Annotated in this window: 14 protein-coding genes; 10 read left to right on the forward strand and 4 right to left on the reverse strand. The window is 71.7% G+C overall.

What is annotated here, in order from left to right:
* Positions 1–5: 5 nt before the first annotated feature.
* On the reverse strand, positions 6–1,724 hold the full coding sequence (locus LCC91_RS01480; protein WP_043702850.1) for a DEAD/DEAH box helicase: 1,719 nt from the start codon (positions 1,722–1,724) through the stop codon (positions 6–8).
* 315 nt (positions 1,725–2,039) lie between these two features.
* On the opposite strand from LCC91_RS01480, the gene ettA reads away from it, so the two are divergent.
* The 3 genes from ettA (at position 2,040) to LCC91_RS01495 (ending at position 5,149) form a co-directional block, all read left to right on the forward strand.
* Positions 2,040–3,704, forward strand: coding sequence for an energy-dependent translational throttle protein EttA (ettA, locus tag LCC91_RS01485; RefSeq protein ID WP_043702851.1), 1,665 nt, complete (start codon positions 2,040–2,042; stop codon positions 3,702–3,704).
* Positions 3,705–3,922: 218 nt separating this feature from the next.
* Positions 3,923–4,444: a DUF1415 domain-containing protein gene (locus LCC91_RS01490; RefSeq protein WP_043702919.1), complete on the forward strand. Its 522-nt coding sequence runs from the start codon at positions 3,923–3,925 to the stop codon at positions 4,442–4,444.
* 39 nt (positions 4,445–4,483) lie between these two features.
* Positions 4,484–5,149: a helix-turn-helix domain-containing protein gene (locus tag LCC91_RS01495; RefSeq protein ID WP_052231703.1), complete on the forward strand. Its 666-nt coding sequence runs from the start codon at positions 4,484–4,486 to the stop codon at positions 5,147–5,149.
* 24 nt (positions 5,150–5,173) lie between these two features.
* Here LCC91_RS01495 and LCC91_RS01500 read toward each other — a convergent pair whose 3' ends face one another.
* A complete protein-coding gene (locus LCC91_RS01500; protein ID WP_043702852.1) occupies positions 5,174–5,665 on the reverse strand; it encodes a YqaA family protein in 492 nt (163 codons plus the stop codon).
* A 109-nt stretch (positions 5,666–5,774) separates the two neighbouring features.
* Here LCC91_RS01500 and dusB point away from each other — a divergent pair, with 109 nt between their 5' ends.
* From dusB to purH, 3 genes are read left to right on the forward strand one after another with little or no spacing between them, the layout of a single operon-like run.
* Positions 5,775–6,794, forward strand: coding sequence for a tRNA dihydrouridine synthase DusB (gene dusB, locus LCC91_RS01505; protein ID WP_058616308.1), 1,020 nt, complete (start codon positions 5,775–5,777; stop codon positions 6,792–6,794).
* Positions 6,791–7,030: a helix-turn-helix domain-containing protein gene (locus LCC91_RS01510; RefSeq protein ID WP_043702854.1), complete on the forward strand. Its 240-nt coding sequence runs from the start codon at positions 6,791–6,793 to the stop codon at positions 7,028–7,030. Before dusB ends, LCC91_RS01510 begins: the two co-directional genes overlap by 4 nt.
* Before the next feature lie 46 nt (positions 7,031–7,076).
* A complete protein-coding gene (purH, locus tag LCC91_RS01515; protein ID WP_043702856.1) occupies positions 7,077–8,663 on the forward strand; it encodes a bifunctional phosphoribosylaminoimidazolecarboxamide formyltransferase/IMP cyclohydrolase in 1,587 nt (528 codons plus the stop codon).
* Between the two features lie 116 nt (positions 8,664–8,779).
* Here the strand turns inward: purH and LCC91_RS01520 are convergent, their stop codons facing one another.
* Both LCC91_RS01520 and LCC91_RS01525 read right to left on the reverse strand, forming a co-directional pair.
* Positions 8,780–9,637 carry an SAM-dependent methyltransferase gene (locus tag LCC91_RS01520; RefSeq protein WP_224440983.1) on the reverse strand — a complete coding sequence of 286 codons (858 nt, stop codon included), beginning with the start codon at positions 9,635–9,637 and terminating at the stop codon, positions 8,780–8,782.
* Positions 9,634–10,236, reverse strand: a complete 603-nt coding sequence (locus tag LCC91_RS01525; protein WP_043702858.1) for a Maf family nucleotide pyrophosphatase — start codon at positions 10,234–10,236, stop codon at positions 9,634–9,636. The genes LCC91_RS01520 and LCC91_RS01525 overlap by 4 nt, the downstream gene beginning before the upstream one ends.
* 86 nt (positions 10,237–10,322) lie before the next feature.
* Here LCC91_RS01525 and LCC91_RS01530 point away from each other — a divergent pair, with 86 nt between their 5' ends.
* The 4 genes from LCC91_RS01530 to LCC91_RS01545 are packed head-to-tail and all read left to right on the forward strand — an operon-like array spanning position 10,323 to position 14,069.
* Positions 10,323–10,742 carry a Rieske (2Fe-2S) protein gene (locus LCC91_RS01530; RefSeq protein ID WP_082007680.1) on the forward strand — a complete coding sequence of 140 codons (420 nt, stop codon included), beginning with the start codon at positions 10,323–10,325 and terminating at the stop codon, positions 10,740–10,742.
* Between the two features lie 7 nt (positions 10,743–10,749).
* A complete protein-coding gene (locus LCC91_RS01535; RefSeq protein ID WP_052231705.1) occupies positions 10,750–11,754 on the forward strand; it encodes a S49 family peptidase in 1,005 nt (334 codons plus the stop codon).
* A complete protein-coding gene (locus tag LCC91_RS01540) occupies positions 11,736–12,980 on the forward strand; it encodes an FAD-dependent monooxygenase (RefSeq protein WP_052231706.1) in 1,245 nt (414 codons plus the stop codon). The genes LCC91_RS01535 and LCC91_RS01540 overlap by 19 nt, the downstream gene beginning before the upstream one ends.
* 39 nt (positions 12,981–13,019) lie before the next feature.
* Entirely contained in the window at positions 13,020–14,069 is a 1,050-nt protein-coding gene (locus LCC91_RS01545) for a Bug family tripartite tricarboxylate transporter substrate binding protein (RefSeq protein WP_052231707.1), read from the forward strand.
* Position 14,070: the final 1 nt, after the last annotated feature.

The following is a 14,070-nucleotide window of genomic DNA, read 5'->3' on the forward strand; positions in this document are numbered from 1 at the left end:
TCCTCTCACTTGATGCGGCCAAAGCTGGTGCGCAGCGGGTCGATGCCGCCGCCACCGCCGCCTTTGCCGCGGTTGCGGTTGCGCCGGCCGCGCTCATTCAGCGCGTCGATGCCGGTGCGCAGCGGATCGGGCTGGCGCGCCGGTGCGGGGCCAGCGGGCTTGCGGCCGCCCTGCGGTTGGCCGTGGCGGCCGTCGCGCGGCGGGCGCGGCTGGCCGCCGTTGGCACCTGGTTGGCCGTCGGCGCGCGGCTGCCCGCCCGCGCCGGCCTTGTTTTTGTTGCGGCGGCGCCGGTTGCGATTGCGCCGTCCTTCGGGGTCGATGCGGGGGCGCTCGCCGCCCGCGGGGGTGCCGGCCCCCGTGTCTGCGCCGTCGCCGTCCGCGCCGCCCTCGTCATCGGCGACCCCTTGGGCGGCGGAGCGCGGTGCCGGGTTCGCTCCGGCCTTGCGGGCACGCATGCGCTCCATCAGCTCGCGCCGTGCGGCCTTGGCCGCCGCGGCCATGACCTCGCGGCTCGGCGGCTTGCCGGCGCCGCCCCACAGCACCTGGCGGCCCATCGCAATCGGCTCGGCCTTTTCCTCGGGACCGGGCATGAACTCGGGCAGCGCCTGCACCGGAATCTGCTGGCCGGTGAAGCGCTCGATCGCCATCATCCAGCCCTCTTCGTCGAGGCTGACGAAGCTCAGCGCCTCGCCTTCCGAGCCCGCGCGGCCGGTGCGGCCGATACGGTGCACGTAGTCTTCCGGCACGTTGGGGATGTCGTAGTTGATGACGTGCGGGAGGTCCTCGATGTCGATGCCGCGCGCGGCGATGTCGGTGGCGACGAGCACGCGCAGCTGCCCGCTCTTGAAGCCCTCCAGCGCCTGCGTGCGCGCGGTCTGGCTCTTGTTGCCGTGCAGCGCCATTGCGGTGATGCCGTGCTCGTTGAGGAACTGCGCCACCTGGTTGGCGCCGAATTTGGTGCGGGTGAACACCAGCACCTGGTTCCAGCCGTTGCCGTCCAGCAAGTGTTTGAGTAGCGCCATCTTCTTGTCGCGCGCCACGGGGTAGATGGTCTGGCGGATGCGCTGCACCGTCGTGTTGGGCGGCGTGACCTGGATGTGCTTCGGGTCGTGCAGCAGGCTCTGCGCCAGGGCCTTGATCTCGTCGCTGAACGTCGCGGAAAAGAGCAGGCTCTGCTTGCGCTCGGGCAGCAGCGCCAGCACCTTGCGCACGTCGTGGATGAAACCCATGTCGAGCATGCGGTCCGCCTCGTCGAGGACGAGGATCTCGACCTTCGACAGGTCCACGTGCCCCTGGTCGGCCAGGTCCAGCAGCCGCCCCGGGGTGGCCACGAGGATGTCCACGCCCTTGACGAGTTTTTCGATTTGCGGGTTCAGGCCCACGCCGCCGAAGACCACGGCGGACTTGAGCTTGAGGTGCTTGCCGTAGGCCTTGACGGACTCCTCGACCTGCGCGGCCAGTTCGCGTGTCGGGGTGAGCACCAGCGCCCGGATCGGGCGGAATTGCCCGCGTTTGGGCGGCTCGCCCCGCGTGGCCAGCAGGTGCAGCATCGGCAGCGTGAAGGCGGCGGTCTTGCCGGTGCCGGTTTGCGCGCCGGCGAGCACATCGTGGCCGGCGAGCACGGCAGGGATGGCTTCGGCCTGGATCGGGGTGGGCTGCTCGTAGCCCTGTTCGCGCACGGCTTCGACGATGGCCGGCAACAGTTGGAGTGCTTCGAATGTCATGTGGTGTGGATGGGGCGCCCATGCCGGGGCGCGCGGCATCGGCCCATGCCGCTCGGGCGGCGGCGGCACCCGGTGGGGTGCGTGCCGAACGGGCGGCTCAGTCGAGGGCAGATGGGGTCTGAAAGTGGGCCGGGGAGCCGGTCGTCACGACCCGCGCGTATCCCGTGGCCCGGGCATCCATGCCGATCGGGACGCGACTGCTGGACCCGATCACGCCCGATTGTCGCATAACTGGGATAATTGGGGCCAACCCGGGCCGCGTTCCCGGGACAATTTTTTCACGATTACACCGTTTGCTTCGAGGGGTTGCCTGCCATGGCCCAGTATGTTTTCACGATGAACCGCGTCTCCAAGACCGTGCCGCCGAAGCGGCAGATCTTGAAAGACATTTCGCTGTCGTTCTTCCCCGGCGCCAAGATCGGGGTGCTCGGCCTCAACGGCGCGGGCAAATCGACGCTGCTCAAAATCATGGCCGGCGTCGACAAGGACTACGAGGGCGAGGCCGTGCCGATGCCCGGCATCAAGATCGGCTACCTGCCGCAGGAGCCGCAGCTCGACCCGGACAAGACCGTGCGCGAGACGGTGGAGGAGGGCATTGGCGGCGCACTGGCGGCGAAGAAGCGGCTGGAGGAGGTCTATGCCGCCTACGCCGAGCCCGACGCGGACTTCGACGCGCTCGCGGCCGAGCAGGCGGAGCTCGAGGCCATCATCGCCGCCGCCGGCAGCGAGAACACCGACCTGCAGCTCGAACTGGCGGCCGACGCGCTGAACCTGCCGCCGTGGGACGCGGTGATCCGCAACCTCTCCGGGGGCGAAAAGCGCCGCGTCGCGCTGTGCCGGCTGCTGCTGTCCAAGCCCGACATGCTGCTGCTCGACGAGCCGACCAACCACCTGGACGCCGAGAGCGTGCACTGGCTGGAGCAGTTCCTGCAGCGCTTCCCCGGTACCGTGGTCGCGATCACGCACGACCGCTACTTCCTGGACAACGCCGCGGAGTGGATCCTGGAGCTCGACCGCGGCATGGGCATCCCGTACAAGGGCAACTACAGCGAGTGGCTGGAGCAGAAGGAGCGGCGCCTGGAGCAGGAGCAGAAGGCCGAGGACGCCCGTCGCAAGGCGATGAAGGAGGAGCTCAAGTGGGTGCGCGCCAACGCCAAGGGCCGCCAGGCCAAGAGCAAGGCGCGCCTGCAGCGCTTCGAGGAGCTCAGCGACGTCGAATACCAGAAGCGCAACGAAACCAACGAGATCTTCATCCCGGTGGCGGAGCGCTTGGGCTCACAGGTCATCGAGTTCAAAAACGTCAGCAAGGGTTTTGGCGACCGGCTGCTGATCGACAACCTGAGCTTCTCGGTGCCCGCGGGGGCGATCGTCGGCATCATCGGCCCCAACGGTGCGGGCAAGTCCACGCTGTTTCGCATGATCCAGGGCGTGGAAAAGCCCGACAGCGGCGAGATCATCATCGGCCAGACGGCCAAGCTCGCCTTCGTCGACCAAAGCCGCGACTGCCTCGACCCCAACAAGACGGTGTGGGAGGAGGTCTCCGGCGGGCTGGACAACATCACCGTGGGCAAGTTCGTCATGCCCAGTCGCGCCTACCTCGGGCGCTTCAACTTCAAGGGCAACGACCAGCAAAAGCGCGTCGGCGACCTCTCCGGCGGCGAGCGCGGCCGGCTGCACCTGGCCAAGACGCTGTCCAAGGGCGGCAACGTGCTGCTGCTGGACGAGCCGTCGAACGACCTGGACGTGGAGACGCTGCGCGCGCTGGAGGAGGCGCTGCTGGAGTTCGCCGGCAGTGCGCTCGTCATCAGCCACGACCGCTGGTTCCTGGACCGCATCTGCACGCACATCCTGGCGTACGAAGGCGACAGCCAGTGGTACTTCTACGACGGCAACTTCACCGAGTACGAGGCCGATAAGATCCGCCGGCTCGGTGAGGAGGGCGCGCGGCCCAAGCGCGTGCGCTTCAAGTCGCTGGCGTGACCGCGATGGCACCCGACCAACCGGACCGCGCGGTGCCGTCGCGCATGCCGGTTCGTAGCGAAACGGCCAACAGCGAAACGGCCAACAGCGAGACGGCCAACAACAAGGGGGCTGACGGCGAGGCAGCCGCGTCGGGTACCGGCGGCGCGGTGGTCGCACCCCCGTCCGTGCCGACGTCGCAGCCTGCCTCGCCGGACCCGGCCGCGGTGGAAGCGGCGATGCGCCGCTGGGTCGAGCGCGCGGTGATCGGCCTGAATCTGTGCCCGTTCGCGAAGGCGGTGTGGGTCAAGGGGCAGGTGCGCATCGCGGTCAGCCGCGCGCGGCACCTGGATGGGTTTCTCGACGACCTGGACGCCGAGCTGCTGCGGTTGCGCGATACGCCGGCCGCGGTGCTGGACACGACCCTGCTGGTGCACCCGACGCTGTTTCCGGACTTCTTCGTGTTCAACGATTTTCTGGACGTCGTCGACCGGGTCGTGGCCGAGCACGGGCTGGAGGGCGTGATCCAGGTCGCCCCCTTTCACCCGGACTTCGTCTTCGAGGGCAGCGCCGCGGACGATATCGCCAACGCCACCAACCGGGCGCCGTACCCGACGCTGCATCTGCTGCGCGAGGACAGCGTGGCGCGCGCCGTGGCGTCGGGTGAGTCGGCCGAGACCATCGTCGAGCGCAACATCGCCACGCTGCGCGCCCTGGGGCCGCAGGGATGGCGGCACCTGCTGCAGGACGACCGGGGGTAACGCGCGCCGATTGCCGGTTTTGTGGTAAAAATAGCAACAATGAAACCCGAACCGCAACCGCTGCCCGATACCGAGTCCTACTACACCACGCTCGAGGTCGCCCGCATGCTCGGCATGGCGGTGCGCTCGGTGCAGATGATGGTGGACCGCGGCGAGCTGCAGGCGTGGAAGACCCCCGGGGGGCACCGCCGCATCACCGCTTCGTCGCTGCAGAACTGGCTTGCGCGCAGCCGCGTGGGCGTGGCGCCGCCGGCGGCGCAGCGGGCGGCGCGGCCCCGGCGTGGAGCGGCACGTCACGGGCGTCCGCCGCGCATCCTGCTGATCGAGGATTCCTCGCATTTCCAGCATTTGGTGCAGTTGCTGGTGCGCCAGCGCTTTCCGCACGCCGAGCTGCACGTCGCCGGTGACGGCATCTCGGGGCTGGTGTCGTTCGGGCAGCTGCAGCCGGACCTGCTGATCGTGGACATCCTGCTGCCCGGCATCGACGGGGCGTCGATGGTCATGGGGCTGCGCCGTCACGAGCTGTTCGGCAGTTGCGGCCTGATCGTCCTCACCGCCCTCGACGAGGCGGCCCGGCACGACTACGCGCACGCGCTGGAGGGCGTGCCGGTCGTGCACAAGCCAAATCTCGTGCGGGAGCTGCCACCGCTGATCCAACAGGCGCTGGAAGAACGGCCCTGCGCCGCCGCCGCCGCCGACGCCTGATCGTCCGCGGGTTTGCCGGCGGCGTCAGCCCGCCCACGCCGACCAGTCGCCCGGGATGAGCCACAGCAGCGCCGCGGTCATCACGACATAGCGCAGGCACTTGCCGATGGCCATGTAAACGAGGCACGGCAGCAGCGGAAACTTCAGCCACCCGGCGACGGCGCACAGCGGGTCGCCCACCGCGGGCAGCCAGCTCAGCAGGCAGGCTTTCGGGCCGAAGCGCTCGAGCCAGTCGAGTGCGCGCAGGTGGGTGGGCGAGCCGCGTGCGCGGTCGATCGCCGCGTGGGCGCCGTAGCCCATCGCCCAGCTCACCGCACCGCCGAGCGTGTTGCCCACCGTGGCCACGGCGACCGCGGGCCAGAACAGCTCCGGGTTGAGCTTGACCAGCCCGAACACCGCCGGCTCCGACCCCATCGGCAGCAGCGTCGCCGAGACGAACGCCACGACGAACACCGTCGTCAGCCCGACTTCGGGGAGACTGAGCGTTTGCAGCAGGGCGGGGATCCACGCATCCATGGCGGCGGTGACGGCAACGGGAGCCGCCAGTATAGGCAAGCGGGCGCGGGGTACGGGGCCGGGTACAATCTTGCCGCCTTTTTCAGCAACCGCCGCCCGCCCCCATCCCATGACCGCCGGCCCCGCGATCGGCCCCTATGTGCTGCCCAACCGGCTGTTCGTCGCGCCCATGGCGGGTGTGACGGACCGGCCGTTTCGCCGCCTGTGCAAGCGGCTGGGCGCGGGGTATGCGGTCAGCGAAATGATCACCTCGCGCCCGGAGCTGCGCGACAGCCTCAAGACCGCGCGGCGCGCCAACCACGACGGCGAAGTCGGCCCGATCGCAGTGCAGATCGCGGGCACCGACCCGGAGATGATGGCCGAGGCCGCGCGCTACAACATCGACCGCGGTGCGCAGATCATCGACATCAACATGGGCTGTCCGGCCAAGAAGGTTTGCAACAAGTGGGCCGGCTCGGCCCTGATGCGCGACGAGCGGCTTGCCGCCGCGATCATCGAGGCCGTGGTGGCGGCGTGCGAGCCGCGCGGCGTGCCGGTGACGCTGAAGATGCGCACCGGCTGGTGCGCGCAGGTGCGCAACGCGCCGGTGCTGGCGCGCATCGCCGAAAGCGCCGGGGTGCGGCTGCTGACCATCCACGGCCGCACGCGCGAGCAAGGCTATGGTGGACAGGCCGAGCACGAGACGGTGGCCGCGATCAAGGCCAGCGTGCGCATCCCGGTAGTGGCCAACGGCGACATCGACAGCCCGCAGGCGGCCGAGCGCGTGCTGCGCACGACGGGCGTGGACGCGGTGATGATCGGCCGCGCCGCGCAGGGGCGCCCCTGGCTGTTCCGCGAGATCGCGCACTACCTGGCCACGGGCCGCCTGCCGCCGCCGCCCACGGCGGCCGAGCTGCGCGCGTGGTTGCTGGACCACCTGCACGACCACTACGCGCTGTACGGCGAGTACAGCGGGGTGCGCAGTGCCCGTAAGCACCTTTTGTGGTACCTGCGCGCGATCGGCGGCGACGCCGCGGCGCAGCAGCGCCTGCGTGATGCCATCACCACGGCCGAGACCTGCGAGGCGCAGCTCGCCGCGGTGCAGGCGTTTTTCGACGCATACGAACCCGTCCTTCCCCTGGCCGCATGAACCCGACGACCCTGCCCGACTGCGTGCGCGCGAGCCTCGACGCCTACTTTGCCGACCTCGGCGACACCGAGCCCGCCAACCTGCACGACATGCTGCTGCGAGCGGTGGAAAAGCCATTGCTGGAGGTGGTCATGGCGCGCGCGCGCGGCAACCAGTCGCGCGCGGCGCAGTGGCTGGGGCTCAACCGCAACACCCTGCGCAAAAAGCTGCTCGAGCACGGCCTGCTGGACGGCTGATGCGCGGCCCTGGATGCATCGCAACCCCCACCGAGGACTTCCCCCGATGAGAGCCCTGATTTCCGTTTCCGACAAAACCGGCGTGCTGGAGCTGGCCCGCGAGCTGCACGCGCTGGGCGTGACGCTGATTTCCACCGGCGGCACGGCGAAGCTTCTCGCTGACGCCGGCCTGCCCGTGACCGAGGTCGCCGAGGTCACGGGTTTTCCGGAAATGCTCGACGGCCGCGTCAAGACCCTGCACCCGAAGGTGCACGGCGGCCTGCTGGCGCGGCGCGACCTGCCCGAGCACATGGCCGCGCTGCGGCGGCACGGGATTGCACCGATCGACCTGCTGGTCGTCAACCTGTACCCGTTCGAGGCGACCGTCGCGCGCGCGGGCTGCACGCTGGCCGACGCGATCGAAAATATCGACATCGGCGGTCCGGCGATGGTGCGCTCCGCCGCGAAAAACTGGCGTGATGTGGCCGTGCTGACCGACCCGGCGCAGTACCCGGTGGTGCTGGCCGAACTCAAGGATGCCGGCAAGGTCAGTGACGCTACACGCCTGCGGCTGGCGGTGGCCGCGTTCAACCGCATCGCCCAGTACGACGCGGCGATCAGCCAGTACCTCTCGGCGCTGGACCTCTCGGCTGGCGTGCCGAGCGCGGACGCGGAGCCGCCGCGCCACGCCTTTCCGGGGCAGTTCAACGCCTGCTGGACCAAGCTGCAGGACCTGCGCTACGGCGAGAACCCGCACCAGCAGGCGGCGTTCTACCGCGACCCGGACGCACCGGCCGGCTCGCTCGTCACCGCGCAGCAGCTGCAGGGCAAGGAGCTCTCCTACAACAACATCGCCGACGCCGACGCGGCGTGGGAGTGCGTCAAGGGCTTCGAGGCACCGGCCTGCGTCATCATCAAGCACGCCAACCCCTGCGGCGTGGCGGTGGGCGCCGGTCCGCTGGAGGCCTACCGCAAGGCCTTCCAGACCGACCCGACCAGCGCGTTCGGCGGCATCATCGCGTTCAACCGCGCGCTGGACGGCGAGACCGCGCAGGCGGTGGCGCAGCAGTTCGTCGAGGTGCTGATCGCGCCCGACTTCACGCCGGAGGCGCTCGCGGTCTTCAAGCCCAAGGCCAATGTGCGGCTGCTGCGCATCGCGCTGCCGGCCGATGCGGCGGCCACGCGCAACCGCTGGCACCTGCAGCGCGTGGGCGGCGGTGTGCTGGTGCAGACGGCCGACCACCACGTGCTGCGGCCGGAGGATCTGAAGGTCGTGACCCGGCGCCAGCCCACGCCCGAACAGATGCAGGACCTGCTGTTCGCCTGGGCGGTGGCGCAGTACGTCAAGAGCAACGCGATCGTCTTCTGCAAGGACGGCATGACGATGGGCGTCGGCGCGGGACAGATGAGCCGGCTCGACTCCGCCCGCATCGCCAGCATCAAGGCGCAGGCCGCGGGACTGAGCCTGCAGGGCACGGCGGTGGCGAGCGACGCCTTCTTCCCGTTCCGCGACGGGCTGGACGTGGTGGTCGATGCGGGCGCCACCTGCATCATTCAGCCCGGCGGCTCGGTGCGCGATCAGGAGGTCATCGACGCCGCCAACGAGCGCGGGGTGGCGATGGTCTTCACGGGGGTGCGGCACTTCCGGCACTGAAGCGACCGCGCCGCGTGGCCTGCGAGCTTCGCCGCGGCCGTGATCCTTCGGCCGTGGACCCTGCCGCGGGGTCTTGGCGCCGGTGAGGGACGCGATGCAGCGGCCTCCGCCACCCGTCAGGCGCCGAGCACGAACACCGCCGGCAGCTCCAACGGCAGCGCGGGCGGCGCGCGGTGCCAGTCGGCCACGCGCGCCGCGTGTACGGCCTGCTGCGGCAGGCCCAGGCCGCACGCCACCGCCAGCCGCGTCTGCGGCCGCAGCGTTTGCAGCGCTGCTTGCAGCAGCGCCGCGTTGCGGTAGGGCGTTTCGATGAAGAGCTGCGCCTGACCGAGCCGCTGCGCGGTGGCCTCCAGCTCGCGCAGGCGGGCGGCGCGCTCCGCCGCCCCCTGTGGCAGATAACCGACGAAGGCAAAGTGCTGGCCGTGGCAGCCGCTGGCCGCCAGCGCCAGCATCAGCGACACCGGCCCGACCAGCGGCACGACGCGCACGCCCAGCGCATGGGCGGCGCGCACCACCGCCGCGCCCGGGTCGGCGATCGCGGGCATGCCGGCCTCGCTGATCAGCCCGACATCGAACCCCTGCAACGCGGGGGCCAGCCACTGGCGTGCTTGTGCGTCGGCGCCCGGCTGCCGGTCGCCGCGCTTGTGCCATTCGCGCGGCAGTTCGGTGATCGTCTGTTGTTGCAGCGGGGCGGCCAGCGGCTGCACCGCCTGCACGCGCTTGAGGAAGGCCCGTGCGCTCTTGGCGTTTTCTGCGATCCAGTGCGTCAGGCCCGCCGCGACGGCAATCGTCGTGGTCGGCAGGGCCTCGCGCAGATCGGGCTGCGCCGGACAGCCGAAGTCCAGCGGGGTCGGCACCAGGTACAGCGTCCCGGTGCGGGGGTGGCCGCCGCTCGCGCGGGTCCGGTCGCCGCCTACGGTCGGCTCGTCGATCGGCCCACCACTGGGACGGGCCGCGGGGTCGGCGGGGTTCATGGCAGCGTCACCCCGGCCGCGCGCAGCAGCCGTGCCGTGCGGATCAGCGGCAGCCCCACCAGCGCGGTCGGGTCGTCGCTGACGATCGCGTCCAGCAGGGCGATGCCCAGCCCCTCGCTCTTGGCACTGCCCGCGCAGTCGTACGGCGCCTCGGCGCGCAGGTAGCGTTCGATCTCGGCGTCCGTCAGCGGGCGGAAGCGCACCTCCACCGATGCGAGATCGTCCGCCGCGTAACCGGTTGCGTGGCACACCACCGCCAGCGCGGTGTGAAAGACGACGGTGCGGCCCGACATGGCGCGCAGCTGCGCCACCGCGCGCTCGTGCGTGCCGGGTTTGCCGAGCGGCTGACCGTCGAGTTCGGCCACCTGATCGCTGCCGATGACGATCGCGTCCGGGTGGTGCCGGGCCACGTCCTGTGCCTTGGCTCGCGCCAGGCGTTGCGCGAGCGCAACGGGCGCTTCGCCGGTCCGGGGGGTTTCGTCGACCTGCGGGGCCACGCAGGTGAACGGCAGGCGCAGGCGCTGCAGCAGCTCGCGCCGGTAGGGCGACGTCGAGCCGAGGATCAGCGGCCGCGGCGGGGTGGGGGTATCGGAGTGCATCGCCGTATTGTCGCCGCGAGCGCGCTATCCTAGACGCCGTGTGAAGACGATGGGCGGTAGCCCCCGCACCGCCGCGGAGACGACGCATGCACCCCACCGGATCCGACCGCCCCCAGGCGGCCGCCGCGCCCGCGGAGCCGCCGCAGCCGTGGCACGCACTGTGCCGGTCGGCCGATTTGGTCGACGGCGGCGAGGCGGTGCCGTTCGACGTGCGTTACCGGGGGCAGACGTGCCGGGCGTTCGCGATCCGCTACCGCGGACGGGTGTACGCCTACCTCAACCGCTGCAGCCACGTGGCGATGGAAATGGACTGGATGCCCAACCGCTTCTTCGACGTCACGGGGCAGTTTCTCGTCTGTGGATCGCACGGGGCGCTGTTCGAGCCGCACACCGGGCGCTGCGTCGGCGGGCCCGGACGCGGGCCACTGGTGGCGATCGCCGTGTGCGAGCGCGATGGGGTCGTCTTTTGGCAGTCACAATACGAGCTGCAACCCGTGGAGTTCTGAACCGACCATGACCACCTCCGAGACTTCCCCGCCCGCACCGGATGCCGCACGCAGCGCGCCGGGCCCGACACCCACGGCGGGCGGCGCCGGCTGGGAGCGCGAGCTGCTGGAAAAACTGGCGCTGGCGGCGCTGCAGGAACAGCGTGCCGCGCGCCGCTGGCGCAACGTCTGGCGGGCGGTGTGGCTGCTGATGGCCGCCGTGATCGCGTGGCTGCTGTACCGCGACGTGGTGCCGCCCAAGCCCGCTTCGACCCCGCACACGGCGCTGGTGGAGGTGCGCGGCGAGATCGGATCGGAGAGTGAGGCCAACGCGGCCGCGATCGTCGCCGCGCTGCGCGAGGCGTTCGAGGACCCGGGCGCGCAGGCGGTGGTGCTGCTGATCGACTCGCCCGGCGGCAGCCCGGTGCAGGCCGGCATCGTCAACGACGAAATCTGGCGCCTCAAGGAACAGCACGACAAGCCGGTGTACGCGGTCGTCGAGGAGACGTGCGCGTCGGCTGCCTACTACATCGCGGTTGCCGCCGACCGCATCTACGTCGACAAGGCGAGCCTCGTGGGCAGCATCGGGGTGCTGATGGACGGCTTTGGCTTCACCGGTTTGATGGACAAGCTCGGCGTCGAGCGCCGGCTGCTGACCGCGGGGGCGAACAAGGGCTTTCTCGACCCCTTCAGCCCGCAAACCGAACGCCACCGCGCCCACGCGCAACAGATGCTGGACGATATCCACCGTCAGTTCATCGAGGTCGTGCGCAAGGGGCGCGGCGAGCGGCTGAAGGAAACGGACGACACCTTCAGCGGACTGGTTTGGACGGGGCAGCGGGCGGTCGAGATGGGGCTCGCCGACGAGCTCGGCAACCTCGACTACGTCGCGCGCGAGGTGGTGCAGGCCGAGGACATCGTCGACTACACGCAGCGCGAGAGCGTGGCCGAACGCCTGGCGCGCCGCTTCGGCGCCGGCGCGGCCGAGAGCATGTGGCGCGCGGCGCGGGGCGCATGGCCGGCGTGGCGGTGACGGCACCGTCGGCTGGCCGCCTGCTGGTGATCGGGGGCGGTATCGCGGGGCTCGGGGCGGCGCTGGCGTGTGCGCGGGCACGCCCTGACGTGACGGTCACCCTGCTGGAGCGCGCCCCCGCGTTTGCCGAGGTCGGGGCGGGCATCCAGCTTGGCCCCAACGCGGTGCGCGTGCTGCACGACTGGGGCCTGGCCGAGCCGTTGGCGGCGGTCGCGGCGTTCCCGCAGCGGCTGTGCGTGCGCGCAGCGCGCGACGGCGCCGTGCTGGGCGGCTTGACCCTGGGGGAGCGGGCGCGGCGGCGCTACGGCGCGCCTTACGCGACGATCCACCGCGCGGATCTGCAGGGGCTGCTGCTCGATGCGGTGCGCGAGCTCCCCGCCGTGGCGCTGCACACCGGCGCGGAGATCGTGACCCACGCCGAAGACCCACAGGGCGTCAGCGTCACCACCGCCGACGGGCGCCGCTGGCAGGGGGACGCTCTGCTCGCCGCCGACGGGGTGTGGAGCCGCACGCGCGAGCGCGTGCTGGCCGACGGTCGAGCCACCTTCAGTGGGCACGTGGCGTACCGCGGCCTGCTGCCGATGGCCGACGCGCCCGTGGCGGTGCGGCAGACGCCGCAGGTCGTCGCCTGGCTCGGGCCGCGGCTGCACGCGGTGCACTACCCGGTGCGCGGCGGGGCGTGGCTCAACGTGGTCGTGGTCGTCGAGGGGCCGCTGCCGCCCACGGGCGCCGAGGGCTGGGACCACGCGGCCCAGGTGGCGCAACTGCGCGCGGCGCTGGGCCCGGTGCACGCCGATTTCGATGCCGTCGTGCGCGCCGTGCCGCAGTGGCGGCTGTGGCCGCTGTATGTGCGCGAGCCGATGCGCGGGGCGTATGAGCACGGGCGCGGGCGCATCGCGCTGCTCGGCGACGCGGCGCACCCCACGCGCCCGTATCTGGCGCAGGGCGCGGCGATGGCGCTGGAGGACGCGTGGACGCTGGGGCGCCTGCTGCAGGCGCAGCCGGACGCGCCGGACTGGGCCGGGTGGCTGGCGCGCTGGGCCGAGTCCCGCTGGGCGCGCAACGCGCGGGTGCAGGCGCGCTCGCGCCGCAACGGCACCATTTTCCACGCCACCGGCCTGCTGCGCTGGGGGCGCGACGCGGTGATGGCGTGGCTGGGCGAGCGGCTGCTCGATCAGCCGTGGCTCTACGGCGGCCCGCCCGACCCGCTCGCGACGGCGCGGTGAGCGGCCCCACATCGGTGGTACGCTTGCCGACTTGCACGCATGAAGCCGCTCCGCCCCCCCGGTGCCCCCGTTCCACGACCGTCGACGTCTGCCGTCGGTGAGCGGTCGCGCCGCGCCTGGCTGGCGGCGGGGGCGGGATGGGCCATCGCCACGGCGACGGCGGCGCTCGCGCCGCGGCCGGCGGCGGCCCGCGCGGCGTGGCCCACGCGCCCCCTGCAGTGCTGGGTGGGTTTCCCGGCAGGGTCGTCCGCCGACGAGCTGGCGCGCACGCTCGTCGGGCCGTTGGCGGCGGCGCTCGGGCAGCCAATCGAGGTGGAAAACCGCCCCGGCGCGGGGGGGCTGGCGGCCGCGACGGCGCTGGCCCAGATGGGCGATGACCACGTGCTGGGCCTGCTGCCGGGCTGGCAGCTGACGGTGGCGCGCTGGCTGCAGCCGTCGCTGGGCTATGACCCGCTGACCGATCTGCGCGGCGTCTCGGTGGTGGCGAGCACGCCGCTGCTGCTGTGCCTGTCGCCGCACCTGGCCACCCGCGGGTCGGCCGCGCTGCGCGCGATCGCGGAGGCGGGCGCCGCGTGGCAGTACGGCAGCCCCGGTGCGGGGTCGCCGTTTCACCTCGGCATGGAGCTGCTCAAGGCCCACACCGGCTGGCAGATCCGGCACGTGCCGTATCCCGGCAACCCGCAGGTCGTCAACGCCCTGCTGCAGGGCGAGGTGCAGGTGGCGTTGTTGCCCCCCGCGCTGGCCGTGCCGCACTGGCGCACGGCGCGGCTGCCGGTGGCGGCCGTCACGTCGCCCCGGCGCAGCGTGCTGCTGCCGGCGCTGCCGACGCTGGCCGAGCGGGGCGTGGCCGGCTACGGCTTCGAGCACTGGTACGCCCTGGCCGCACCGCTGGCGCTGGCGCCGGAGGCGGCGCAGCGGCTCGCCCGCGCGCTGGCGCGCGTCGTGCGCGAGCGCGACGTGCAGCAGCGCCTGCAGGCCCAGGGGTGGCAGGGCGTCGGCTCCACCCCGCAGGCGCTGGCGCAGCGCGTCGCCACCGAGACGGCGCGACTGCGGCCGATCATCGAACGCCAGCACATCCGGATTGCCTGAC

The organism is Tepidimonas taiwanensis (genome assembly GCF_020162115.1).
Classification (GTDB): domain Bacteria; phylum Pseudomonadota; class Gammaproteobacteria; order Burkholderiales; family Burkholderiaceae_C; genus Tepidimonas; species Tepidimonas taiwanensis.

Coding starts and splice junctions, on each gene's coding strand:
- LCC91_RS01480 (WP_043702850.1), bottom strand. CDS start 1,724: ATGACATTCGAAGCACTCCAACTGTTGCCGGCCATCGTCGAAGCCGTG.
- ettA (WP_043702851.1), top strand. CDS start 2,040: ATGGCCCAGTATGTTTTCACGATGAACCGCGTCTCCAAGACCGTGCCG.
- LCC91_RS01490 (WP_043702919.1), top strand. CDS start 3,923: ATGCGCCGCTGGGTCGAGCGCGCGGTGATCGGCCTGAATCTGTGCCCG.
- LCC91_RS01495 (WP_052231703.1), top strand. CDS start 4,484: ATGAAACCCGAACCGCAACCGCTGCCCGATACCGAGTCCTACTACACC.
- LCC91_RS01500 (WP_043702852.1), bottom strand. CDS start 5,665: ATGGATGCGTGGATCCCCGCCCTGCTGCAAACGCTCAGTCTCCCCGAA.
- dusB (WP_058616308.1), top strand. CDS start 5,775: ATGACCGCCGGCCCCGCGATCGGCCCCTATGTGCTGCCCAACCGGCTG.
- LCC91_RS01510 (WP_043702854.1), top strand. CDS start 6,791: ATGAACCCGACGACCCTGCCCGACTGCGTGCGCGCGAGCCTCGACGCC.
- purH (WP_043702856.1), top strand. CDS start 7,077: ATGAGAGCCCTGATTTCCGTTTCCGACAAAACCGGCGTGCTGGAGCTG.
- LCC91_RS01520 (WP_224440983.1), bottom strand. CDS start 9,637: ATGAACCCCGCCGACCCCGCGGCCCGTCCCAGTGGTGGGCCGATCGAC.
- LCC91_RS01525 (WP_043702858.1), bottom strand. CDS start 10,236: ATGCACTCCGATACCCCCACCCCGCCGCGGCCGCTGATCCTCGGCTCG.
- LCC91_RS01530 (WP_082007680.1), top strand. CDS start 10,323: ATGCACCCCACCGGATCCGACCGCCCCCAGGCGGCCGCCGCGCCCGCG.
- LCC91_RS01535 (WP_052231705.1), top strand. CDS start 10,750: ATGACCACCTCCGAGACTTCCCCGCCCGCACCGGATGCCGCACGCAGC.
- LCC91_RS01540 (WP_052231706.1), top strand. CDS start 11,736: ATGGCCGGCGTGGCGGTGACGGCACCGTCGGCTGGCCGCCTGCTGGTG.
- LCC91_RS01545 (WP_052231707.1), top strand. CDS start 13,020: ATGAAGCCGCTCCGCCCCCCCGGTGCCCCCGTTCCACGACCGTCGACG.